The 23,096-nt window shown below is 62.0% G+C and carries 20 protein-coding genes and 1 pseudogene; 15 read left to right on the top strand and 6 right to left on the bottom strand.

Features of this window, described 5'->3' with window-relative positions; genetic code table 11:
- Positions 1 to 17: 17 nt before the first annotated feature.
- The 15 genes and pseudogenes from pedF to NTD80_RS15120 all read left to right on the top strand — a co-directional run bounded on the left by pedF (position 18) and on the right by NTD80_RS15120 (position 17,423).
- On the top strand, positions 18 to 479 hold the full coding sequence (gene pedF / locus NTD80_RS15055) for a cytochrome c-550 PedF (protein WP_065903930.1): 462 nt from the start codon (positions 18 to 20) through the stop codon (positions 477 to 479).
- A 3-nt stretch (positions 480 to 482) separates the two neighbouring features.
- Positions 483 to 1,226 carry a quinoprotein dehydrogenase-associated SoxYZ-like carrier gene (locus NTD80_RS15060; RefSeq protein WP_262134167.1) on the top strand — a complete coding sequence of 248 codons (744 nt, stop codon included), beginning with the start codon at positions 483 to 485 and terminating at the stop codon, positions 1,224 to 1,226.
- A 2-nt stretch (positions 1,227 to 1,228) separates the two neighbouring features.
- Positions 1,229 to 2,155, top strand: coding sequence for a quinoprotein relay system zinc metallohydrolase 1 (locus NTD80_RS15065; RefSeq protein WP_262134213.1), 927 nt, complete (start codon positions 1,229 to 1,231; stop codon positions 2,153 to 2,155).
- Positions 2,156 to 2,184: 29 nt separating this feature from the next.
- Entirely contained in the window at positions 2,185 to 3,705 is a 1,521-nt protein-coding gene (locus tag NTD80_RS15070) for an aldehyde dehydrogenase family protein (RefSeq protein WP_262134168.1), read from the top strand.
- A 254-nt stretch (positions 3,706 to 3,959) separates the two neighbouring features.
- On the top strand, positions 3,960 to 4,031 hold the full coding sequence (gene pqqA / locus NTD80_RS15075; protein WP_010209364.1) for a pyrroloquinoline quinone precursor peptide PqqA: 72 nt from the start codon (positions 3,960 to 3,962) through the stop codon (positions 4,029 to 4,031).
- 141 nt (positions 4,032 to 4,172) lie between these two features.
- Positions 4,173 to 8,363, top strand: a complete 4,191-nt coding sequence (locus NTD80_RS15080) for an RHS repeat-associated core domain-containing protein (protein ID WP_262134169.1) — start codon at positions 4,173 to 4,175, stop codon at positions 8,361 to 8,363.
- A 4-nt stretch (positions 8,364 to 8,367) separates the two neighbouring features.
- The gene (locus NTD80_RS15085; protein WP_262134170.1) at positions 8,368 to 8,811 is read left to right on the top strand and encodes a hypothetical protein; all 444 of its coding nucleotides are present in this window, start codon (positions 8,368 to 8,370) and stop codon (positions 8,809 to 8,811) included.
- Positions 8,812 to 8,937: 126 nt separating this feature from the next.
- Positions 8,938 to 9,225, top strand: a complete 288-nt coding sequence (locus NTD80_RS15090; RefSeq protein ID WP_262134171.1) for a hypothetical protein — start codon at positions 8,938 to 8,940, stop codon at positions 9,223 to 9,225.
- A 346-nt stretch (positions 9,226 to 9,571) separates the two neighbouring features.
- Positions 9,572 to 10,018, top strand: coding sequence for a hypothetical protein (locus tag NTD80_RS15095; protein ID WP_262134172.1), 447 nt, complete (start codon positions 9,572 to 9,574; stop codon positions 10,016 to 10,018).
- 92 nt (positions 10,019 to 10,110) lie between these two features.
- Positions 10,111 to 10,267: pseudogene (locus tag NTD80_RS31360) on the top strand (RHS repeat-associated core domain-containing protein); the annotation flags it as partial.
- Between the two features lie 134 nt (positions 10,268 to 10,401).
- A complete protein-coding gene (ercA, locus tag NTD80_RS15100) occupies positions 10,402 to 11,565 on the top strand; it encodes an alcohol dehydrogenase-like regulatory protein ErcA (RefSeq protein ID WP_213551159.1) in 1,164 nt (387 codons plus the stop codon).
- The gene (locus NTD80_RS15105) at positions 11,549 to 12,919 is read left to right on the top strand and encodes a hybrid sensor histidine kinase/response regulator (protein ID WP_262134173.1); all 1,371 of its coding nucleotides are present in this window, start codon (positions 11,549 to 11,551) and stop codon (positions 12,917 to 12,919) included. The genes ercA and NTD80_RS15105 overlap by 17 nt, the downstream gene beginning before the upstream one ends.
- A gap of 86 nt (positions 12,920 to 13,005) precedes the next feature.
- On the top strand, positions 13,006 to 14,484 hold the full coding sequence (locus tag NTD80_RS15110; RefSeq protein ID WP_262134174.1) for an anion permease: 1,479 nt from the start codon (positions 13,006 to 13,008) through the stop codon (positions 14,482 to 14,484).
- A gap of 147 nt (positions 14,485 to 14,631) precedes the next feature.
- Entirely contained in the window at positions 14,632 to 16,278 is a 1,647-nt protein-coding gene (locus NTD80_RS15115) for an MFS transporter (RefSeq protein ID WP_213551162.1), read from the top strand.
- The gene (locus NTD80_RS15120; RefSeq protein ID WP_065903900.1) at positions 16,275 to 17,423 is read left to right on the top strand and encodes an HlyD family secretion protein; all 1,149 of its coding nucleotides are present in this window, start codon (positions 16,275 to 16,277) and stop codon (positions 17,421 to 17,423) included. Before NTD80_RS15115 ends, NTD80_RS15120 begins: the two co-directional genes overlap by 4 nt.
- 39 nt (positions 17,424 to 17,462) lie before the next feature.
- Here NTD80_RS15120 and NTD80_RS15125 read toward each other — a convergent pair whose 3' ends face one another.
- The 6 genes from NTD80_RS15125 to NTD80_RS15150 all read right to left on the bottom strand — a co-directional run bounded on the left by NTD80_RS15125 (position 17,463) and on the right by NTD80_RS15150 (position 23,042).
- On the bottom strand, positions 17,463 to 18,320 hold the full coding sequence (locus tag NTD80_RS15125; protein WP_262134175.1) for an aldose 1-epimerase: 858 nt from the start codon (positions 18,318 to 18,320) through the stop codon (positions 17,463 to 17,465).
- A gap of 94 nt (positions 18,321 to 18,414) precedes the next feature.
- Positions 18,415 to 19,695 carry a TRAP transporter large permease gene (locus tag NTD80_RS15130; RefSeq protein ID WP_065903895.1) on the bottom strand — a complete coding sequence of 427 codons (1,281 nt, stop codon included), beginning with the start codon at positions 19,693 to 19,695 and terminating at the stop codon, positions 18,415 to 18,417.
- A gap of 1 nt (position 19,696) precedes the next feature.
- A complete protein-coding gene (locus NTD80_RS15135; RefSeq protein WP_262134176.1) occupies positions 19,697 to 20,224 on the bottom strand; it encodes a TRAP transporter small permease in 528 nt (175 codons plus the stop codon).
- A 65-nt stretch (positions 20,225 to 20,289) separates the two neighbouring features.
- The gene (locus NTD80_RS15140; protein WP_106803336.1) at positions 20,290 to 21,261 is read right to left on the bottom strand and encodes a TRAP transporter substrate-binding protein; all 972 of its coding nucleotides are present in this window, start codon (positions 21,259 to 21,261) and stop codon (positions 20,290 to 20,292) included.
- A 50-nt stretch (positions 21,262 to 21,311) separates the two neighbouring features.
- Entirely contained in the window at positions 21,312 to 22,187 is an 876-nt protein-coding gene (locus NTD80_RS15145) for an SMP-30/gluconolactonase/LRE family protein (RefSeq protein ID WP_262134177.1), read from the bottom strand.
- A 30-nt stretch (positions 22,188 to 22,217) separates the two neighbouring features.
- Entirely contained in the window at positions 22,218 to 23,042 is an 825-nt protein-coding gene (locus NTD80_RS15150) for an NAD-dependent epimerase/dehydratase family protein (protein WP_262134178.1), read from the bottom strand.
- Between the last annotated feature and the right edge of the window lie 54 nt (positions 23,043 to 23,096).

The raw sequence follows: 23,096 nt of genomic DNA on the forward strand, positions 1-23,096 counted from the left end.
TCCTGAGGGAAAAAATAATGACAACAAAACGCAACGCCTGGATGACCGCCTGCCTGTTTGCCGGGGTACTCGGTGCCGGTGCCGTCATGGCCCACGGCAACGTCACACCGACCGCCGTGGAAACCAAGGGCCTGACCCCGATCAAGGACGCCGGCGTGCCGCTGGACGCCGATGGCTGGGCCGCCACCAACCCCTATCGCACCTCGCCCGAGCACGACAAGGCGGTGGAAGTCGGTGCCTCGGCCTACAACCAGAACTGCGCCGCCTGCCATGGCCTGGAAGCCAAGTCCGGCGGGATCGCACCCGACCTGCGCATGCTCGATGTCGGCGACGCCGGCGATGAATGGTTTGTCGAACGGGTGCGTCACGGTGCGGTGCGCGATGGCCGGGTCTACATGCCGAAAATGGCCGACTACCTGAGCCAGGAAGCCCTGTGGGCAGTGCGCACCTACCTCGACAGCGTGCACGTCGAGGAGTAGGGCATGCGCCTGCGCGGGGGGTGGATCTGCTGGTTGCCGATGCTGGCCTGGGGCGCACCCGTGGACCCGGTGCCGTCGGTGATGTGGGATTACTACTACCAGCGTTTTCTCGACAATGCGCCCTTCGTGTTCGACGCGCGCGTCAAGCTGCTGGCCCCGCCGTTCGCCGAAGATGCGCGCCAGGTGCCGCTGGAAATCGACGCCCGCGCGTTCAAGGGCGAGGTGGTGAAAATCCTCGCCTGGGCCGAGTTGAACCCGTTGCCGAATATCGTCGACTTCCAGCCCCGCGAGGGTGTGCTGCCGTGGCTGTCGATCCGGATTCGCATCGAACAGGCCACGCCGTTGCGCGCGGCGGTGCTGACCAGGGACGGCCTCTGGCATGTCGGCTCGACCCTGATCGATGCAGCCGGCGGCGGCTGCACCGCACCCAGCGTGGTGCGCACCCAGGCGGGTTGGGAAGAGCACCTCGGCGAAGTGTTCGGCGGGCGCTACCCGCGCGCCGAATTCAGCCGCGTCAAGTTGCAAGTCGCGCACCCGATGGATAACGGCATGGTCAGCGGCATTCCGGAATTCTTTATCAACACGGCCGAACTCCACGGTGCCGACGGTCAGTTATTGGCGACGCTGGAGCTGTTTCCCGCGGTCAGCGAAAACCCCAGCCTGGCCTTTGATATCCAGGCGACCGGCCCCACGCAGCTGACCCTGCGCGACACCAGCGGCAGCCAGTTCGAGGCGGCCATCCCATGACCCTGCGTTGGACGCTCTTATGGCTGATCCTGTTCAGCCTGCCGGTGCTGGCCGAGCTGGATTACGCCCTCAAGCCGCGGCTGATCGCCGACAACACCTGGTTGCTCGAAGGCAGCACCGACAATTTCGCCAAGGACAATGGTGGCAACATCGTCAATGTCGGGTTTATCGTCACCGAGCCCGGCGTGGTGGTGATCGACACCGGGCCGTCCCGGCGCTACGGCGAAGCGTTGCGCCAGGCCATCGCCCGAGTCACCGACAAACCGGTGATCCAGGTGCTGTTGACTCACCACCACCCCGACCATGCCCTGGGCAACCAGGCGTTCAAGGACGTGCCGATTGGCGCACTCGCCGGCACCACCGCATTGCTGCATGAACAGGGCGACGGCCTGGCCGAGAACCTCTATCGCCTGGTCGGTGACTGGATGCGCGGCACCGAAGTGGTGCTGCCCGGTGAAACCCTGCAGCCGGGTGTGAAGACCTTCGGCAGTCACGACCTGCAACTGCTGCAGCTGCGCGGCCATACCGGCGCGGACCTGGCGATCCTCGACCGGAAGACGGGGGTGTTGTTCGCCGGTGACCTGGTGTTCTACCAGCGTGCGCTCACCACCCCGCACTCACCGGGCCTGGCCGTGTGGCTGAGCGATATCGCCACCCTGCAAGGCTTGCCCTGGACCCTGATCGTGCCTGGCCACGGCCCTGTGGCGACCGACGCCAAACCGCTGGAGCAGATGCGCGACTACCTCACCTGGCTCGATCAATTGCTGCGCGACGCCGCTGCACGCGGCAGTGACATGCCGGAACTGATCCGCAGCCCGATCCCTGCACGTTTCGCGGCGATCAACCTCAGCCGCTATGAACTGATCCGCAGCGTGACCCATCTGTACCCGCAATACGAACGCACGCAGATGCAACGCATCAACCCCTGACAATACCCACAACAGACAGAGGCCTCACCATGATCTACGCACAACCTGGCACCCCCGGCGCCGTCGTCAGCTTCAAGCCGCGCTATGGCAACTACATCGGCGGTGAGTTCGTCGCGCCGGTCAATGGTGAGTATTTCACCAACACTTCGCCGGTCACCGGTGAGGCGATCGCCGAATTCCCGCGCTCGACCGCCGCCGATATCGACAAGGCCCTCGACGCTGCGCATGCCGCCGCCGACGCCTGGGGCAAGACCTCGGCCCAGGACCGAGCCCTGGTGCTGCTGAAGATTGCCGACCGCATCGAGCAGCACCTCGAAGTGCTGGCCGTGACCGAAACCTGGGACAACGGCAAGGCCGTGCGCGAAACCCTCAACGCCGATGTGCCGCTGGCGGCCGACCATTTTCGCTATTTCGCCGGCTGCATACGCGCCCAGGAAGGCGGCGCCGCCGAGATCAACGAGCTGACCGCCGCTTATCACTTCCACGAGCCGCTGGGCGTGGTCGGGCAGATCATTCCGTGGAACTTCCCGCTGCTGATGGCCGCGTGGAAACTCGCCCCGGCCCTGGCTGCTGGCAACTGCATCGTGCTCAAGCCGGCCGAGCAGACGCCCCTGTCGATCATGGTGTTTGCCGAGCTGGTCGGCGACCTGCTGCCGCCGGGCGTGCTGAACATCGTCCAGGGCTTTGGCCGCGAGGCGGGCGAGGCACTGGCCACCAGCAAGCGCATCGCCAAGATCGCCTTTACCGGCTCGACTCCGGTGGGCGCACACATCATGCATGCCGCCGCCGAGAACATCATTCCGTCCACCGTGGAGCTGGGCGGCAAGTCGCCGAATATTTTCTTCGAAGACATCATGCAGGCCGAGCCGCAATTCATCGAAAAAGCCGCCGAAGGCCTGGTGCTGGCGTTCTTCAACCAGGGCGAAGTGTGCACCTGCCCGTCGCGGGCGCTGGTGCAGGAGTCGATCTACGAACCGTTCATGGCCGAGGTGATGAAGAAGATCGTCAAGATCAAGCGTGGCAACCCGCTGGACACCGAGACCATGGTCGGCGCGCAGGCGTCCGAGCAGCAATTCGACAAGATCCTCTCCTACCTGAAAATCGCCCAGGAGGAGGGCGCGGTGCTGCTCACCGGCGGCGCGGCCGAGCGCTTGGAGGGGGATTTGTCCAGCGGCTATTACATCCAGCCGACCCTGCTCAAGGGCCATAACAAGATGCGCGTGTTCCAGGAAGAAATCTTCGGCCCGGTGGTGGGTGTGACCACCTTCAAGGACGAGGCCGAGGCACTTGCGATTGCCAACGACAGCGAGTTCGGCCTGGGCGCCGGGCTGTGGACCCGCGACATCAACCGGGCCTACCGCATGGGCCGCGCGATCAAGGCGGGTCGGGTGTGGACCAACTGCTATCACCTGTACCCGGCGCACGCGGCGTTCGGTGGCTACAAGAAGTCGGGTGTGGGGCGTGAGAACCACAAGATGATGCTGGACCACTATCAGCAGACCAAGAACCTGCTGGTGAGCTACGACATCAACCCGCTGGGTTTCTTCTGACCCTCTGACTGCAATGTGGTCTCCTGTGGGAGGGCGGTGCGACGATTCTACTTGCTCCCGATGGCGGTGCGTCAGTCAATATTTATGGCACTGACATGCCGCTATCGGGAGCAAGCCCCCTCCCACATTGTGATCCGCGTACACCCGCCACCAATGCAGGCGCCGCTTCGTTCGAAAGTAGCATTCGCACCCCCATCCCCCCATGCATTAATGCCCTTACCGGAATCTTCCGGCACAACAAGAGGATTCTCCCCATGTGGACCAAACCCGCCTTCACCGACCTGCGTATCGGCTTCGAAGTGACCATGTACTTCGCCAGCCGCTGATCCATCTCCGGCCAGCCTCGCGCTGGCCGGTGCTCAACTGGTCTTTGGGATCAGTCCTACAACTCCCTCGGAAAGTCTCACCTGAGCAAGGACACAATCGCGTGATTTGATCTTGGTCTTTTCAGACACGGATCGTTACGCATGACTGACACGCTGTGGGCCGCCCGCGAGGGTGACGCGCTTCTGCACAGTTCAATGCTCACCGACGTGTTAGGCGGCGTCCTGGAGATTGCCGCCAACGTGACCATGACGGCCTTGGCGACAGCCGCTGTTGTTGCCGCAGCCGGCTTCACCGTGGCAACGGGCGGCCTTGGCTGCGTTGTACTGGGCGCCGTCGTGGGGGTGGTGGTCGGCGTCGGCATGAGTCAAACCGGCGCGGATAAAGGCCTCTCACGATTATGTGAGTCTTTTGCCAATACGCTGTTCCCTCCGGTCATCGACGCCTTCATCAGCAGCGGTTCGCCCAACGTCTTCATCAACGGGAAACCCGCCGCGCGGGCGGCCGGCAAACTCTCGGATGTCATCGCGGCGCCAAGTGGTGAGCCGTCTTATCTGGATATCGCCGAAGGCTTTTTCTCTCAGCTATGGCGCCCTACGGTGGCTGTCCCGGTGGCAGGCGCTGTGCCTTGTCCTGCCGATAAGATCGACTGCGCTAAACACCCGCCAATGCCGGAGCAATACCTGGCGGAGGGCTCCAGCCGGGTCTTTATCAATGGTCAACCCGCCGTGCGCAGTGGGGATCGGAGCACCTGCGAAGCCAAGGTCGGAAACGTACAGATTTCGCCGAATGTGATCATCGGTGGCGCGCCCGTGGTGGTGCGTGAGATTCGCAGCGGCAAGACGCCAGGCGTGGGGTTGGCGGTGACGGCGTTGCTGGCGTTGCGCGGCGGGGGCGCGAAGTTCTTCAGCAAGTTGCCGTGCATGGCGGTAGGCGGGCTGGTGTCGTGGGGCAGCAGCCAGGTAAGCAATGTGGTGACTGCAGCGGTCGCGGGTTCGCCCAACCCGGTGCACAGCGCCACGGGCGCGAAGGTCCTCGACGGTGAAGACGACCTGGACTTCGCTTTGCCAGGACTGCTGCCGATCGAGTGGCAGCGCTATTACAGCAGCCTGGATGAACGTCGTTACGGTCTGTTCGGCGCCAGTTGGAGCGTGGTTTATGAAGTCCGCGTCGACATTGGCGCGCATCCCGAAGGTGGTGAACGACTGGTCTATACCGATGAGCAGGCTCGCCAGATCGACATGGGCGTGATCCCGCTGGGTGGTGCGGTGTTCAGCGCCGGAGAGGGGTTGAGCGTGCGGCGCCATAGCAACGGCCAGTTGCTGATTGAAAGTGTCGACGGGCGCTATCGGTTGTTCGAACCAACGCCAGGCAATCCGTCGCACCTGCGTCTGAGCCAGTTGGGGGATCGCAATGACAACCGTATCCTCCTCGACTATGACGCCCAAGGCCGCCTGAGCCAGTTACGCGATCCCTTGAACGATGTGCGAATCGAACTGGGCTACAGCCAGCAATGGTCCGGTCGGGTCGAGCAGATTGAACGCCTGTTCCCTGATCACAGCCGCGAAATCCTCGCCAGCTATGGCTATGACGCTGATGGCAATCTGGCTGAAGTTCGCGACGCTGCCGGGCATGTACAGCGCCGTTTCGCCTACGACAACGGCCAGCGCATGGTCGAGCACCAACGGCCCACCGGGCTACGTTGTTTTTACCAATGGGCGTGTGTGGAGGGCGCGGAATGGCGCGTGGTCCGACACTGGACCGACGAGGGCGACGACTACCAGTTCGACTATGACCCACACGCCGGAACCACGCGGATTACCGATGGCTTGCAGCGGGTCAGCATCCGCAGATGGAACCCGCAGTACCAGATCACCGCGTATACCGACAGCCTCGGCCAAACCTGGCAATTTGAATGGAATGACGAGCGCCAGTTGCTCGGTGCCACCGATCCTCAGGGCGGTCAGTGGACGTTCGGTTACGACGCCTCCGGCAACCTGTGCGAGACGCAAGATCCGTTGGGGCGCGCCGAATCCACGGTGTGGTTGGGGCATTGGTCGCTGCCGCTGGTGGAGACCGATGCCGCCGGCCACGCCTGGCAGTATCAATACGACCCGCGTGGCAACTGTGTCAGCGACACCGATCCGCTGGGGCAGGTCACCCGCTATCGCTATGACGGGTTTGGCCAAGTGGTAGAAATCATCGACGCCGCAGAAAAGCGCAAAACCCTGCGCTGGAACGAAACCGGGCAGTTGATTAAGTACGTCGATTGTTCGGGCTATCCCACGCGCTTCGAGTACGACCGTCGGGGCCATTTGCACGTCGTGATCGATGCGGCGGGTGAGCGGCAGCGCTATCAACACGACAGCCAGGGCCGCCTGCTGCAAACCGAAAGGCCCTATGGGCATATCGAGCATTATCTGCGCGACACCAGCGGCCAGTTGATCGCCTACACCGATGCTGCCGGCCATATCACCCGCTACCAATACGACCGCCGTGGGCAGGTCCGCCAGCGCGTCGATGCCCAAGGCCGACAGATCGAATTGTGCCACGACGCCTACGGCCGCCTGCAAATCCTGACCAATGAAAACGGTGAGCGCTACCGCTTTGCCTGGGATCACGGCGACCGACTCACCCAACAGCGAGGCCTCGATGGCAGCGCACAGCGCTATGCCTACGATGCGCTGGATAACCTGGCAGCGATCGAATACGTGCCCGTGAACGAGGGCTCTTCTATCGTGCATCGCCTGGAGCGCGATGCAGCCGGGCGCTTGCGGGCGAAAGTGACCGATGATGGTCGCACCGACTACACCTACGACCCCCTGGACCAACTCACCAGCGTCACCTTCACCGGCAACGACCAGACTACCCAGACCTTGGCCTTCGTCCACGATCCACTTGGCCAACTGCTCACCGAACACAGCGCTGCGGGCAGCCTGAACCACCACTACGACGAACTCGGCAACCTGATCCAGACGCAACTGCCCGACGGTCGCTGGCTCAATCGCCTGTACTACGGCAGCGGCCACCTGCACCAGCTCAACCTCGACGGCCACGTCATCAGCGACGTCGAACGCGACCGCCTGCACCGCGAAGTGCTGCGCACCCAAGGGCAGATCACCACCCGCAGCGAGTTCGACCGCTGCGGCCGATTGCGCTCGCGTAAACGTAGCCCAACAGGCCAACCCCGGCAGCTGCCGCCCACCCAACAAAAAACCTTCGAATACGACCCGGCCGACAACCTGATCGGCCGCCTGGAAGAGGGCCGACGCCACCTGCTGCACTACGACGCGACCGGTCGGATTATCGCTACCCAGGACAGTACGCAAGGCCAGCAGGAAACCTTCGCCTACGATGCAGCCGCCAACTTGCTGAATGGGCTCCAGCCTGGCGCCGGATTAGTGAGGCACAACCAGTTGCTGACCTACCAGGACAAGCGCTACCGCTATGACGGCTTTGGTCGGATGATCGAAAAACGTAGCACCCTCAGAGGCTTGCAACGCTTCGCCTACGACGCTGAACACCGCCTGATCGAAGTGCATAGCCAGAAAAACGGGCGAGAAACGCGGGTAAAAATGCGCTATGACCCACTCGGCCGACGCATCAGTAAAACCGAATACGACAGCTACGGTTATCCGCAGGGCGAAACCCGCTTCGACTGGGACGGCCTGCGCCTGTTGCAGGAACATCGGCATAGCCAGACCAGCCTCTACCTCTATGAGGATGAAGGCTACGCGCCGCTTGCCCGAGTCGACGGAAAGGGCGAACACCAGCGCGTGCGCTATTACCACAACGATCTGAATGGGCTGCCGGAGCAACTGACCGAAGCCGACGGGCACAACGTCTGGCACGCGACTTATCGGGTGTGGGGCAACATGCTGGAGGAGGTGCGCGAGCCCTACTACATTGAAGAACAGAACCTGCGGTTTCAGGGGCAGTATCTGGATCGGGAGACGGGGCTGCACTACAACACGTTCCGGTTTTATGATCCGGAGGTGGGGCGGTTTACGACGCCGGATCCGGTTGGGTTAGCAGGGGGGCTGAACCTCTATCAATATGGGCCTAACCCGATAGGGTGGGTGGACCCAAAGGGCCTGAGTTGCATACACGCCGAGAGGGCAAGGCGGCTTAGATATAAAAAAACCAATGAGCGGTCGCACGGCCAGCCGGTATATTTGAACAGCAAGGCCCCGATCAAGCTTAAGTACATTACTCCAGACGTAGATAAACATAACGGCGGCTTTTGGAAAGCAGCCGACAGCGTCAAAAATTTGGGGTCTAAGAGGACTCGGTCGGGTACATTTGACGAAAATCTCAATCGGGTAGGTGATTAGAACGATGAAATATTCTTACCGGATAACGAAGTACGATCCCCAGGGTAACGAGTGCTTAAATAGCGAGTGGACGAGCTTCTTTGACATTGGAAAAAGCGTGTCGGAAGAAGAGTACCTACTCACCGAAACTAACTATGTAGAAACGGTCATTGCAATTTGCCAATGCTTGGGTGTTTCAATTTTGATAATTAGCAATCTTGAAATTAATTCAGAGGGTGAACCTTACGCGGAAGGGCAGAGCATTGAGGTCGATCAACTAGCTCCAGTCCTCAAAGCTATTTTGAGAGAAAAAATCTGGTGCAAGCTGAAGTCTGCCAGCTGTGAATTTCACTTTGGCTATGACTATTACATGTATCTAATCTCGGAAACTGATGCAGCTCTCTGCTTTCCAAAGGAAAGAAGCAAACTTTTTTTTGAGGCGTTTCTATCACCTTATCTTAATGGTTAGACCTGACGTGAATGTCATTGCGCCCAATGAACTACTGAATATCGATTGACCAACGCAACGTCGTCGGGCCGTCGTAGCGCTTGTCGATATCCGCCTCGTAGTAAATAGATACTGAGGGCGTTACCTATGGAAGACCTATCTGAAGAAAGTCCAGATCTAGATGCGAAAATTTGTTCCATCGTAGAGGGTGGAAACGAGCTGGACGACGAGGGCAAAAAAACTCAGGCGCTTGCTGCTTATATTCAAGCGTGGGAGCTACTCCCAGAGCCCAAATTGGGCTGGAAGCTATTGACCGGATGGATTGCGGGCTCGCTTTACAACTTCTACTTTGATAACGGTGATTTCAAAAATCTAAGTATTGGGCTCAAGCTGCACTCGCTGGCAGAAGTTCCCAACGGAATACCGGGCCATTGATGGATTTGGGTATGGTTTGTCTCGAACTTTACGAGGAGGACGAGGCTTTTCAACATTTTGATGCGGCTTATTCCATCGGAAAAGAAAGAGCTTTCAAAGAAAGGCCAAAAAAATACCTGAATTTTTATTTGATTCCACGTATGTTGATTTTTCGTTCTGGCGCCCTTCTACAACCCAATCGCGTAATTTAGCTGGGTAATTCGATGCCCCCGGCAAAGACTAAGCTTTACCGCTACCACCGTCTCCGCCGAATGATCGACAGCCAGAACAGAGAGTGAGAATCGCTCATGACCCGCTCAACGATATGTTCCAAGCCACCCGAAAACTAATACTCAGAGGAGAGAACATGAGTGAGTTGACTGATTTTCACGTTTTCTGGGGCGCGGCTATGGCTGTTGCTGAAAAGAAATCCGCCTCGATGGACGCCGATGGAGCCGAGGATTTCGCCCAACGGCTTTACGATGAATACGTTGAGCAGGGCGCGCCAAAGAATAAAAAGAAATGGCTAGCGGAACGGTTGGAAAATGAATTTCTCTGTTTAAAAGAGAGCCCCGTATGGGTGGGGGAGCCGGCATGGTTGTACCATCAGGGTCAACCTATGGTTTTTTTACATCAATTTTCAGTTTTACTTTCAGCACAGCACATCAAAGAAAAAATCTCTCTTGGCGATACCGTTTACGTGTTTGGCGCAAAACATCGTCTCAAAAGGCCGGCAGAGGATACTTGGACTGATATATATCGCACCGTCGTTCGAACGTTTGAGGGCCAAACTACAGTGGAAATTCTGGCGTAGGCTGTATTGAAAAACGCTAGCCAAAGAAGACCAAGGGGAAGAATAACGGCGACAGCTTTTATTAAAATATTGTTAATTCAAATAGAGCTGTCTCCTTTATGCCATGGGGCAACACGCTGGAGGAGGTGCGTGAGCCTCGCTACATTGGAGAACGGAACCTGTAGTTTCAGGGGCAGTATCTGGATCGGAAGAGGGGGCTGCACTACAACACGTTTCGATTTTTATGTTCCGGATGTGGGGCGGTTTACGAAGACGACGTCTATGTTGGCGTTCGCACCAGCGCGATGGTCGTATGGGGAATGACCCTTTGGTCTGATTGCATTCGCTCCCGAATGGGTTAGTGTGAAGCGCACCTCCCAAAAATAATAACAACAGGCTTTCCAATGAGCCCAAACCTGAGCCTCCTGCGTAAATTCGTCTCGCCTGAAATCATCTTCGGCGCCGGCTGCCGGCATAACGTCGGCAATTACGCCAAGACCTTCGGCGCGCGCAAGGTGCTGGTGGTCAGCGACCCCGGCGTGATTGCCGCCGGCTGGGTCGCCGATGTCGAAGCCAGCCTGCAAGCCCTCGGTATCGACTACTGCCTGTACACCGCCGTATCGCCCAACCCGCGCGTCGAAGAAGTGATGCTCGGCGCCGAGGTGTACCGCGAAAATCATTGCGACGTGATCGTGGCCATCGGCGGCGGCAGCCCGATGGACTGCGGCAAGGCCATCGGCATTGTGGTCGCCCATGGGCGCAGCATCCTCGAGTTCGAAGGCGTGGACACCATTCGCGTGCCCAGCCCGCCCTTGATCCTGATCCCGACCACGGCCGGCACCTCGGCGGACGTGTCGCAGTTCGTGATCATCTCCAACCAACAGGAACGCATGAAGTTCTCCATCGTCAGCAAGGCGGTGGTGCCGGACGTGTCGCTGATCGACCCGGAAACCACCGCGAGCATGGACCCGTTCCTGTCCGCCTGTACCGGCATCGACGCGCTGGTGCATGCCATCGAGGCGTTCGTGTCCACCGGGCATGGCCCGCTTACCGACCCTCACGCGCTCGAGGCCATGCGCCTGATCAACGGCAACCTGGTGCAGATGATCGCCAACCCCGGCGATATTGCCCTGCGCGAGAAAATCATGCTCGGCAGCATGCAGGCCGGGCTGGCGTTTTCGAATGCGATCCTCGGGGCGGTGCACGCCATGTCCCACAGCCTGGGCGGCTTCCTCGACTTGCCCCACGGCCTATGCAACGCGGTATTGGTAGAGCACGTCGTTGCGTTCAACTACAGCTCGGCGCCGGAGCGGTTCAAGGTGATTGCCGAGACCTTCGGCATCGACTGCCGTGGCCTCAACCATCGGCAGATCTGCGCGCGGCTGGTAGAGCACCTGATTGCGCTCAAGCACGCGATCGGTTTCAACGAGACGCTCGGCCTGCACGGCGTGCGCGTGGCCGACATCCCGTTTCTGTCCCAGCATGCGATGCATGACCCGTGCATCCTCACCAACCCGCGCGAGTCCAGCCAGCGTGATGTCGAGGTCGTCTATGGCGAAGCTCTCTGACGCGCAACAGCGCGCCCTGGCCGGGCTGCTGGGGCTGGGCGACCAGTCGGCGCGCAAGAGCCATTACCCGGAACTCACCGCGCGGCTCGACGAGCTGGAGGCCGAGCGCAATCGCTACATCCGCCTCAACGACGAACTGGAGCAACGGGTCGCCGCGCGCACCGACGAGCTGCTGGAGGCCAACCTCAACCTGCAACAGCAGATCGCCCAGCGCGAGCAGATCGAACAGGACCTGCGCGACGCCCGTGACGCCGCCCAGGCCGCCAATCGCAGCAAGGACAAATACCTCGCCGCCGCCAGCCATGACCTGCTGCAACCGCTGAACGCCGCGCGGCTGCTGATCTCGACCTTGCGCGAGCGCAACTTGCCGAGCGTCGAGCAGGTACTGGTGGAACGCACCCACCAGGCCCTGGAGGGCGCCGAGGACTTGCTCACCGACCTGCTGGATATCTCGCGGCTCGACCAGGCAGCGGTCAAGCCGGACGTGGCGCTGTATCGCCTGGATGAATTGTTTGCGCCGCTGGTCTCGGAGTTCCAGTCGGTGGCCCAGGCGGCCGGCCTCAACCTGCGCGCGCGTACCGGCGGGTACGCGATCCGTACCGACTTGCGGCTGTTGACGCGGATTTTGCGCAACTTCCTCAGCAATGCCTGCCGCTATACCGATGAGGGCTGCATCCTCCTTGGCGCGCGCCGGCGCGGTGATCGCCTGCGCCTGGAGGTGTGGGACACCGGGCGCGGGATTGCGGCGGATCGGTTGGGTTCGATCTTTCTGGAATTCAACCAGCTCGACGTCGGTCGTGCGTCGGACCGCAAGGGGGTAGGGCTGGGCCTGGCGATTGTCGAGCGTATCGCCGATATTCTCGGCTACCCGGTGGCGGTGCGGTCCTGGCCGGGGCGCGGTTCGATGTTCAGTATCGAGGTGCCGCTGAGCGACGAAATGCCACTGGCGATCAGCCAATTGCCCGTCGCGCCTACCACCGGTAATCCGCTGCCGGGGCGGCGCTTGCTGGTGATCGACAACGAAGTGAGCATCCTCGAAAGCATGCGCGCGCTGCTCGGCCAGTGGGGCTGCGAGGTGGTCACCGCAACTGATCAGGCGGGCGCTTTGCTGGCGCTGCAGGGCAGGGCGCCGGAGTTGATCCTGGCCGACTATCACCTTGACCATGGGGTGGTCGGCTGTACGGTGGTCAAGCATCTGCGTGAGCACTTCGAGCAGAAGATCCCGGCGGTGATCATCACCGCCGATCGCACCGACCAGTGCCGACGCGCGCTGCGCCGCCTGGAAGCGCCGCTGCTGAACAAACCGGTCAAGCCCGGCAAGTTGCGCGCGGTATTGAGCCAATTACTCGCCTGACGCCCGGCGCGTTGATACCCGTCAACACACCCTGCGACCTTATGCGCCATGCTCCCGGCCTGAATGGAAGGCCTACGGAGTACCGCATGAACGCCCCCGCAACAACCGCTGCATCCTTCAAGTTGCCCCTGGGCCTGGTGGTCGCCGTGCTGGTGATGGTCGGCGTGCTGCTGTTGCCGCTGCCGGCGGACTTGCCGGTGGCCGGGCACCGGATGCTGGCGATCCTCGCCTTTGCCGTGGTGGTGTGGATCACCGAGGCGGTGTCCTATGAAGCCAGCGCGATCATGATCACTTCGCTGATGGCGTTTTTGCTCGGCACCGCGCCGTCGCTGCAGGACCCTGCGCACCTGATCGGCTCCAGCCCGGCGATCAGCATGGCGCTGACCGGCTTCTCCAACCCGGCGCTGGCGCTGGTGGCGGGGGCGCTGTTCATTGCCGCAGCGATGACCCACACCGGCCTGGATCGGCGTATCGCGCTGGTCACCCTCAGCCGCATCGGCACCAGTACCCGGCGCATCCTGTTGGGGGCGATTGCGGTGACCATTTTGCTCAGCCTGGTGGTGCCCAGCGCCACCGCGCGCAGTGCCTGCGTGGTGCCGATCATGATGGGCGTGATTGCCGCCTTTGGCGTCGACAAGCGTTCGAACATTGCCGCCGGGATCATGATCGTGGTCGCGCAGGGCACCAGCATCTGGAACGTCGGCATCCAGACCGCCGCGGCACAGAACCTGCTGACGGTCGGCTTCATGGACAAGATGCTCGGCCAGCGCGTGTCGTGGCTCGACTGGCTGATCGCCGGCGCGCCGTGGGCGGTGATCATGTCGGCGGTGCTGCTGTTTTTGGTGCTCAAGTTGCTGCCGCCGGAAACCGACAGCATCCCCGGCGGCCAGGAGGCCGTGGCGCAGTCGCTGGTGGACATCGGGCCGATGACCGGGCCGCAGAAGCGCCTGTTGAGTGTCTCGGTGCTGCTGTTGCTGGCGTGGGCCACCGAGGGCCGGTTGCACAGTTTCGACACCACCTCGACCACCTACGCAGGCCTGGTGTTCCTGCTGTTGCCGGGGCTGGGCGTGATGACCTGGAAGGATGTGCAGTCGCGTATTCCGTGGGGCACGGTGATTGTGTTTGGTGTCGGCATCAGCCTCGGTACGGCGCTGCTGACCACCCAGGCCGGGCAGTGGCTGGGCGCGCAGGTGGTGACGCACACCGGGTTGGATCAGCTCGGGCCGCTGGGCGTATTTGCCATCCTCGGGGCCTTCCTGATTGTGATCCACCTGGGCTTTGCCAGTGCCACGGCCTTGACCTCGGCGTTGTTGCCGATCCTGATCGCGGTGTTGCAGACCTTGCCGGGTGAGTTCAGCCGCCTGGGGATGACCATGCTGCTCGGGTTTGTGATGAGCTACGGGTTTATCCTGCCGATCAATGCGCCGCAGAACATGGTGTGCCTGGGGACCGGCACGTTCACGGCGCGCCAGTTTGCCAAGGTGGGGATTCTGGTGACGCTGCTCGGCTATGGCCTCATGCTGATCTTCGCCGCCACGTACTGGAGTTGGCTCGGCTGGATCTGAGCTGGAATCTGCGCCTGCATTTGTCTGGCGGGCGCGCTGCCGGGATCAATTGCACCCTCGAGATGGCAAGATGAACTCCGCTCAGGTTTACTACTCCCTGAGTAATGGTTTTACCGGCGTCCCCCGCCGGGTCATCTAGGTCACCGAATGGACAAATACACCCCCCACACCTGGCAGCCCCACGAGCGACCGAGCCTGCCTGGCTCGCCGTCGACGCCGCTGCACCCCACGCACAAACGCTGGCTGTTTGCGCTGGTCGGCGTGCTGGTGGCGATTACCGGCGGGCTCGGCAATGCGCTGGTCATCGCCAACCTGCAATACCTGCAAGGTGCCCTGGGCGCGACAACGGCGGAAATGGCCTGGCTGCCCGCCGCCTATGTGATGACCAACGTGTGCATGAACCTGCTGCTGGTGAAGTTTCGCCAGCAGTTCGGCCTGCGCGCGTTCACCGAGGTGTTCCTGGTACTGTATGCGCTGGTGACCTTCGGCCATTTGTTCGTCAATGACCTCAGCTCGGCCATCGCGGTGCGGGCGGCGCACGGGATGGTCGGCGCGGCGCTCAGTTCGCTGGGGTTGTACTACATGATCCAGGCGTTCCCGGCCAAATGGCGGATGAAAGCCCTGGTGCTGGGGTTGGGCACCGCGCAACTGGCGCTGCCGTTGGCGCGGCTGTTCTCCGAGGATTTGCTGCAAATCGCCGAGTGGCGTGGCCTGTACCTGTTCGAACTGGGCATGGCCCTGATCTGCCTGGGGTGCGTGTTCCTGCTCAAGTTGCCGCCTGGCGACCGCTTCAAGACCTTTGAAAAACTCGACTTCCTGACCTTCGGCATCCTCGCCACCGGGGTCGCCTTGCTCTGCGCCGTGTTGTCGCTGGGGCGCATCGACTGGTGGCTGGAAGCACCGTGGATCGGCGTCGCCTCGGCCTGTTCGCTGGTGCTGATCATGGCCGGCCTGGCGATCGAACATAATCGCGCCAACCCGTTGCTGATGACCCGTTGGCTCGGCAGTGGGGTGATGATCCGCCTGGCGCTGGCCGTGGTGTTGATTCGCATGGTGCTGTCGGAGCAGTCCACCGGCGCCGTGGGGTTCATGCAGATGTTGAACATGAGCTACGAGCAGATGCACACCCTGTACGTGGTGATGCTGGCCGGGGCGATTGCCGGGCTGGTGGTCAGTGCGCTGACGATCAACCCGGCGCACCTGCTGATGCCGCTGATCATTTCGCTGGCGCTGATGGCCGTGGGGTCGGTGATGGACAGTTTCTCCAGCAACCTGACCCGGCCGCAGAACATGTACATCAGCCAGTTCCTGCTAGGCTTTGGCGGCACGTTCTTCCTGGGCCCGACCATGGTGCTGGGCACCCGCAACGTGCTGACCAACCCGCGCAACCTGGTGAGTTTCTCGGTGATGTTCGGGATCTGCCAGAACCTCGGCGGCCTGATTGGCGCAGCGTTGCTCGGCACCTTCCAGATCGTGCGCGAGAAGTTTCACTCGAGCATGATCGTCGAGCACCTGACCCTGCTCGACCCGCGTGTGGCTGCGCGGGTGCAGAGCGGTGGCTCGGCCTACGGCGGGGTGATCGCCGACCCGGAATTGCGCAACCTCATGGGCATTCGCAGCCTGGCCACGGCGGCCACGCGTGAGGCGAATGTGATGGCTTACAACGATGTGTTCATGCTGATCGCGATCATCGCTATCCTCACCATGATCTGGATCTTTATCCGCAGTCTGTGGCTGATGAGCACCACCAAGGCAGCAGCCCCTTCCGTTCAACCCAGCGGCGCCACTTCATGACCGAAACGACCACTACCACGACCACCAATGCCATTGCCTCCACCCCGGAAGGCACCGCGCCGCCCGGCGCGAGCGTGACTGAGCCGCGCTCGCTGCGGGTGCGCATCATCTCGTCGCTGGGCTTCGCCGCGATTGCCATCGTCGGCGTACTGATCGTGTTGTATGCCTGGCAATTGCCGCCGTTCAGCAGCGCCGTGGAAACCACCGAGAACGCCCTGGTGCGCGGCCAGGTGACGATCATCGGCCCGCAGCTCAGCGGTTATGTGTTCGAAGTGCCGGTGCAGGACTTCCAGTACGTCAAGGCGGGCGACCTGCTGGTGCGCCTCGATGACCGCATCTACAAGCAGCGCCTCGACCAGGCGCTGGCGCAACTGGCGGTGCAGAAGGCTTCGCTGGCCAATGTGGTGCAGCAACGCAACAGTGCCGAAGCCACCATCAAGCTGCGCCAGGCCGCCTTGGTGGACAGCCAGGCCCAGGCGCGCAAGAGCACCGCCGACTTGCGCCGCAATGAAGAACTGATCAGCGACGGTTCGGTGTCCAAGCGCGAGCTGGACGTGACCCGTGCCGCGAATGCGCAGACCATCGCCGCCGTGGCCCAGGCCCAGGCCAGCCTGGAGATCGCGCGGCAGGACCTGCAGACGGTGATCGTCAATCGCGGCTCCCTGGAGGCGGCGGTGGCCAGTGCCGAGGCGGCCGTGGAGCTGGCGCGGATTGATTTGTCCAACACCCGCATCACCGCGCCGCGTGACGGCCAGCTGGGGCAGATTGGCGTGCGCCTAGGCGCCTTCGTCAATTCCGGCGCGCAGTTGATGGCGCTGGTGCCCCACCAGTTGTGGGTGATCGCCAATATGAAAGAAACCCAGATGGACAATGTGCAGGTCGGCCAGCCGGTGACCTTCACCGTGGATGCGCTCAACCACCGTAAGTTTCGCGGCACGGTGCAGCATATTTCCCCGGCGACCGGCTCGGAGTTCAGCCTGTTGCAGGCGGACAACGCCACCGGCAACTTCGTGAAGATCGCCCAGCGTGTACCGGTGCGGATTACCGTGGACCCGGATCAGGCCGAGAGCGAGCGGCTACGGCCGGGGTTGTCGGTGGTGGTGAGTATCGACACGGCAGGGCGCCTGAAAAACAGCCCGCCCTGACCACCCCAGCCACCCTGTAGGAGCCGGCAAGCCGGGCGCCTACAGGGGAAGGTATTTCAGGCTGAAATCGAGTTGAGTCGATTGGCCTTGTTCCAACAGTTTCAACCCGGGCCGTCCCGGCAGGTGATGCGCATTTACCGGATGGCTCACCGGTTCGATGCAGAAAAATCCCAGCCCCGGTGGGCAGAACAGCAGGAAGTAGTCGGCGCCGGTGGCTCGGCATTCCAGCGCATAGCCCAGCTCCGGCTGCTCGATCCGGCACTGCCCGTCCCACTGGCAAAAGCCATTGTCCACCAGGCGCTCCGGCAGCGCCTTGAGCTGGCGGAAATCCCAGTCCGCCGGCAGCGGAGCGAGCCCCGTCGGCAGCTTGGATGCATCACTCATCCACACCTGCTCGGCGTTGGCCTGCAAGCGCGTGGCCGGCCGGCGCGGTAAGTAGGGATGCAAGCCCAACCCATGCCACGCGGCCTTGTCGGCCAGATGCGTGACGCGCAGTTCGATCCTCAACTCGCCGCCACTCAGGCGAAACCGCTGCTCGGCGCGATAGGCAAACGGTGTGTCGCACTCCACCGCCAGCACCACCTCATCCGCCGACTGGCTGACCACCTGCCACACCTGCTGCCAGGCCGAACCATGAATCGGCAGCGGGTCGAGCGGGCTGTTCGGTGTCAGCGCCAGCCAGCCATCCGGGGTGTCGAAACCGCCTTCGGCAATCCGATTGGACCAGGGCGCCAACGGATAGCACCCCAGCTTGCCCGGCAACCCGGTAGCGATCGCCTGCTCATCGCTATGCCGCAGCAGCGGCTGCCCGCTGGCGCGCACGCTCCAGTTGACGATGCTGCCCCCCACGGCGGGCGCCAGGGTCAGCACGGTCAGGTCATCTCTGAGTTCCAGCATCACAGGTTCACCTTGAAATGAAAGCTGCCTGCAGGCGCTGGCTTGCCGGCGCCTGCTGGGGTGGGCGTCACAGGCTGTATTCCTACGCAGAGCGTTATAGCACCACGCTTGGCAGCCACAGCGACAACGCCGGAATGTAGGTCACCGCCATCAACACCAGGAACAGTACGGCATAGAACGGCAGCAGCGCCTTCACGGTTTTCTCGATGCTGACCTTGCCCACCGCCGCACCCACGAACAGCACCGCACCCACCGGCGGGGTGATCAGGCCGATGCCGAGGTTGACCAGCATGATCATGCCAAAGTGCACCGGGTCGACACCGATGCCGAGGATCACCGGCAACAGGATCGGCGTGAGGATCAGGATCAGCGGCGCCATGTCCATCACCGTGCCGAGCAACAGCAGCATCATGTTGATGCACATCAGGATCACGTAGCGGTTGTCCGACAGGGTCAGGAACATCGTGGTGATCTTCGCCGGGATCTGCATCAGGGTCATGATGTAGCCGAAGCTGGCGGCGAAGGCGATCAGGATCATCACGATGGAAATGGTGCGCACCGTACGGTGCATCAGCTTCGGTAGCTCGCTCCATTTGTAGTCGCGGTAGATGAACATGGTCACGAAGAACGCCCACAGCACCGCGATTGCGGCGGACTCGGTGGCAGTGAAAATACCCGAGAGGATGCCGCCGAGGATGATCACCATGGCCATCAGGCCCCACAGTGCATCGGCGCAGATTTTCAATGCCTGCTTCAAGGGAATGACTTCGCCCTTGGGGTAATCGCGTTTCTTCGCGAAGATCAGGCACAGCACCATCAGGCACGCGCTCATCAGCAAGCCCGGGACCACGCCGGCCATGAACAGCGAGGCGATGGAAACGGTGCCGCCGGCGGCCAGCGAGTAGAGCACCGAGTTATGGCTGGGCGGGGTCAGCAGCGCTTGTACCGAGCCGCTGATGGTCACCGCGGTGGCGAATTCGCGTGGATAGCCACGGCGCTCCATTTCCGGGATCAGCACCGAGCCGACCGAGGCCGTGTCGGCCACCGACGAACCGGAGATCGCGCCGAAGAACGTCGAGGCCATGATGTTCACCAGCGACAGGCCACCGCGCACAAATCCCACCAGCACACCGGCAAACGCCACCAGCCGCCGCGACATGCCGCCCTCGGCCATGATCGCCCCGGCCAGGACGAAGAAAGGGATCGCCATCAGCGAGAATTTATTCACCCCGCCCGCCACCTGGATCATCAGGGCCTGGAACGGAATGTCGATCCACCACGCGCCAATCAGCGCCGACAGCCCGAGGGCGTAGGCCACCGGCATGCCGATCAGGATCAAGGCGATAAAGCTGCCCAACAGAATCAACGCATCCATATCAAACTGCCCCTTCGCTTTCTTCTACCAGGTCAAAGCGCACCACGCGCCGCTGGCTCTGGTCGCCCAACAGGAGTTTTTCCAGCACGAACACCAGGGTCAGCAGCCCGCCAATCGGGATCGGCATATAGGTGATGCCCACGCGCAGGGTCGGGATGGCGCTCATGAACTGGTTCCAGGTGGACAGGCACAGCTTGCTGCCCCAGATCGTCATGAACAGGCAGATCGTCGCCATCAACAGTTGCGAGACGATGCCGACTACCTGGCGTTGGCGCGGCGGCAGGCGGTCGGTGATCATCGCCACCGACATGTGCGCGCCGGCGCGGTAGCTGGCAGCGGCGCCGATGAAGGTGAACACCAGCATCAACAGGATGGCGGTGGGTTCCGGCCAGCTGGAGCCGGTGCCGAGGATGTAGCGGGCGAAAATGCCCCAGGGAATGATCAATGCCACTCCCAGTACCGAGAGGCCGGCGACCCAGATGCAGGTCATGTAGAGGCGATCGTTGATGCGCAGCAGCAAATTCTTCATGGCGTTCACCGTAACCGGGCGCGTCGATGCCGACCGCGCCTGGCCTTGCTGGAGGAGGAGGGTGATTACTCGACGGCGTCGATGCGCTTGATGATGTCGGCGTACGCCTGGCCGTACTTGGCGCGCACGGGAGCGGTCGCGTCATAGAACGGTTTTTTGTCGACGGTGATGAACTCGACGCCGGCGGCCTTGAGTTTCTCCTCACTGCTGGCGGACTTCTTGTCCCACAGCACGCGCTCGTCGGCCTGGGCGACCTTGGCGGCGTTTTTCACCATGACCTGCTGCGCGGGGGTGAGCTTGTTCCAGGTGATTTTCGACATCACGATGGGCTCGGGCAAAATCAGGTGTTCGGTGAGGGTGTAGTACTTGGCGTTCTGGTAGTGGTTGTGTTCCAGCAGGGTCGGCGGGTTGTTTTCCGCGCCGTCGATCACCCCGGTCTGCAGGGCACTGAAAATCTCGCCGGTGTCCATGGCGATGCCGTTGGCCCCCATTTCATTGAAGGCGTCGATGAACAGCGGGTTGCCCTGCACGCGAATCTTCATGCCCTTGAGGTCTTCGATCTTGCGCACCGGTTTCTTGGTGTAGAGGTTGCGCGTGCCGCCGTCCATCCAGGCCAGGGCCACCAGGCCGAATTCGGAGTCGGTGATCTTGGCAAGGATTTCGTCGCCAATCTCGCCATCGATGACCTTGCGCATGTGCGCCTGGTCGCGGAACACGAACGGCAGGTTGAACACGTTCACGTCCGGCACCACCGGGCCGACGATGCCGAGGCTGACGCGGGTCATCTGGATCGCCCCGACCTGGGCCTGTTCGACCACTTCCTTCTCGGAACCCAGGACGCCGCCCGGAAAGTACTTGAAGGTCAGTTCGCCGTTGCTTTCCTTGGTCAGGGCCTTGCCCATGTTTTCTTCGGCAACCACGGTGGGGTAGCCGGCGGGGTGGATGTCGGCGAATTTGATTTCCAGCGCGTGGGCCGCGCCGGTGAAGAGGAACGTCAGGGGAAGTGCAGCGACGAGCAAAGTGCGTTTGAAGTCCATGGGGTGTGTCTCCGTCTTGTTATTGTTGTATTCAAGGCACAGCAATGCAGCTATAGGATGAAGGTGGGCTCCGGCAATCCGGTAACGCCGGGGTTGAGGGCGAACACGCCGCCTGACAGTGACTGCTCACTCTGGTCGTCGCGGATCGAGGTGACGAACAGGGTGTCCAGGCGACTGCCGCCGAAGGCGCACATGGTGGGTTTTTTCACCGGCACGCTCAGGGAGCGGTCCAGGCGACCGTCGGGGGTAAAGCGGTGAACCAGCCCGGCGTCGTTGGCGCAGATCCAGTAGCAGCCCTCGGCATCCACTGCCGCGCCGTCGGGGCGGCCGGGGTGCTGGTGCATGTCGACGAATACGCGGCGATTGGACGGCGTGCCGGTCTCGGTGTCGTAGTCGAAGGCCCAGATCTGCTGCACCAGCGGGTGCGAGTCCGAGGCGTACATCGTGCGGCCATCGGGGCTGAAGGCCAGGCCGTTGAGGGTGATGAACCCATCCAGCAGCGCCTGCGGTGCGCTGCCGGTGGCGAAGCGGTAGAGGATGCCCTCGGCCGCGTTCAGGCTCATGTCCAGCACCATGCTGCCGGCCCAGAAGCGGCCCTGGCGATCACAGCGGCCATCGTTGAGGCGCATGTCCGCACGCGGGTGCTCGACACCGGCCAGGGGCGTGGTGTCGAGGCTGCCGTCGTTGTGCGGGGTGAGCTGGAAGAAGCCGCTTTGCAGGCCGGCGACCCAGTTGCCGGCGCTGGTGCGCGCGATGCAGGCGAGTGCCTGCGGGGCTTTCCACGCGGCGATATGCCCGGTCGCGGCGCTCCAGCGCTGCAGGCCGCCATTGGGGATATCCACCCAGTACAGGGCGTTTTCTTCAGGCACCCACACCGGGCATTCGCCCACGGCACTGCGGGCGTCGACAATCAATTCTGCAGTCATGGCCACTCATTCCCTTGGGTTGGTCTGGCGTCAGTCACCGAACGGCCCCGCCGCGCAGAACGCGCCGCCCTGGTAGACCTTGGCCGGGTCATCGGCGGCTACCGGTGGCTGGGCTTCGACCTGGGCGCGAAACACTTCGGAGTTGTCCTTGGGAGCGAAACTCAGGTGCGCGGCGTAGCGATTGTCCCACCAGGTGTCGAGGTTATCCGACATGCCGTAGACCACGGTGTGGCCGACATTCGGTGTATACAGCGCGCGTTCGAGGAGTTGGGTCAGGTCATCGAAACTCAGCCAGGTGTGCATCATTCGGCGGTTCTGCGGTTCCGGAAACGAGGAGCCGATGCGGATGCTCACGGTCTCGATGCCGTAGCGGTCGAAGTAGAAACTGGCCATGTCTTCGCCGTAGGACTTGGACAAGCCGTAGTAGCTGTCCGGGCGACGCGGGGAATGTGCGTCGATTTTTTCGCCCTGCTTGTAGAAGCCGATCACATGGTTGGAACTGGCGAAGATCACGCGCTTCACGCCGTGGCGACGCGCGGCTTCGTAGACATGGAAAATCCCGCTGATATTCGCCCCGAGCACTTCCTCGAACGAGCGCTCTACCGACACCCCGCCAAAATGCAGGATGGCATCGACGCCTTCCACCAGGTGGTGCACCGCTTGTTTGTCGGAGAGGTCACAAGGTTGCACTTCTTCGCTAGCATCCGCGGCCGGAGCCATCTCGGCGATGTCCGACAGGCGCAGCACCTTGGCGTACGGACGCAGGCGTTCGCGCAAGACTTTGCCCAGGCCGCCGGCGGCACCGGTGAGCAGCAGGCGGTTGAATGGAACGGGTGTGGAGGTGGTCGTGGTCATGGGGGTTCCATTGTTGTTGTAGGTTGTCGTATGACTAGGTGGAAGTATCGTGAT

This window comes from Pseudomonas sp. 13B_2.1_Bac1 (assembly GCF_025466155.1).
Classification (GTDB): domain Bacteria; phylum Pseudomonadota; class Gammaproteobacteria; order Pseudomonadales; family Pseudomonadaceae; genus Aquipseudomonas; species Aquipseudomonas aylmerensis.

Bases quoted from the DNA above. Each gene is read 5' to 3' on its own strand.
- pedF (WP_065903930.1), top strand. From the start codon at position 18: ATGACAACAAAACGCAACGCCTGGATGACCGCCTGCCTGTTTGCCGGG.
- NTD80_RS15120 (WP_065903900.1), top strand. From the start codon at position 16,275: ATGACCGAAACGACCACTACCACGACCACCAATGCCATTGCCTCCACC.
- NTD80_RS15095 (WP_262134172.1), top strand. From the start codon at position 9,572: ATGAGTGAGTTGACTGATTTTCACGTTTTCTGGGGCGCGGCTATGGCT.
- NTD80_RS15090 (WP_262134171.1), top strand. From the start codon at position 8,938: ATGGAAGACCTATCTGAAGAAAGTCCAGATCTAGATGCGAAAATTTGT.
- NTD80_RS15115 (WP_213551162.1), top strand. From the start codon at position 14,632: ATGGACAAATACACCCCCCACACCTGGCAGCCCCACGAGCGACCGAGC.
- NTD80_RS15085 (WP_262134170.1), top strand. From the start codon at position 8,368: ATGAAATATTCTTACCGGATAACGAAGTACGATCCCCAGGGTAACGAG.
- NTD80_RS15135 (WP_262134176.1), bottom strand. From the start codon at position 20,224: ATGAAGAATTTGCTGCTGCGCATCAACGATCGCCTCTACATGACCTGC.
- NTD80_RS15070 (WP_262134168.1), top strand. From the start codon at position 2,185: ATGATCTACGCACAACCTGGCACCCCCGGCGCCGTCGTCAGCTTCAAG.
- NTD80_RS15110 (WP_262134174.1), top strand. From the start codon at position 13,006: ATGAACGCCCCCGCAACAACCGCTGCATCCTTCAAGTTGCCCCTGGGC.
- NTD80_RS15140 (WP_106803336.1), bottom strand. From the start codon at position 21,261: ATGGACTTCAAACGCACTTTGCTCGTCGCTGCACTTCCCCTGACGTTC.
- NTD80_RS15105 (WP_262134173.1), top strand. From the start codon at position 11,549: ATGGCGAAGCTCTCTGACGCGCAACAGCGCGCCCTGGCCGGGCTGCTG.
- NTD80_RS15145 (WP_262134177.1), bottom strand. From the start codon at position 22,187: ATGACTGCAGAATTGATTGTCGACGCCCGCAGTGCCGTGGGCGAATGC.
- NTD80_RS15060 (WP_262134167.1), top strand. From the start codon at position 483: ATGCGCCTGCGCGGGGGGTGGATCTGCTGGTTGCCGATGCTGGCCTGG.
- NTD80_RS15150 (WP_262134178.1), bottom strand. From the start codon at position 23,042: ATGACCACGACCACCTCCACACCCGTTCCATTCAACCGCCTGCTGCTC.
- ercA (WP_213551159.1), top strand. From the start codon at position 10,402: ATGAGCCCAAACCTGAGCCTCCTGCGTAAATTCGTCTCGCCTGAAATC.
- NTD80_RS15130 (WP_065903895.1), bottom strand. From the start codon at position 19,695: ATGGATGCGTTGATTCTGTTGGGCAGCTTTATCGCCTTGATCCTGATC.
- NTD80_RS15080 (WP_262134169.1), top strand. From the start codon at position 4,173: ATGACTGACACGCTGTGGGCCGCCCGCGAGGGTGACGCGCTTCTGCAC.
- NTD80_RS15125 (WP_262134175.1), bottom strand. From the start codon at position 18,320: ATGCTGGAACTCAGAGATGACCTGACCGTGCTGACCCTGGCGCCCGCC.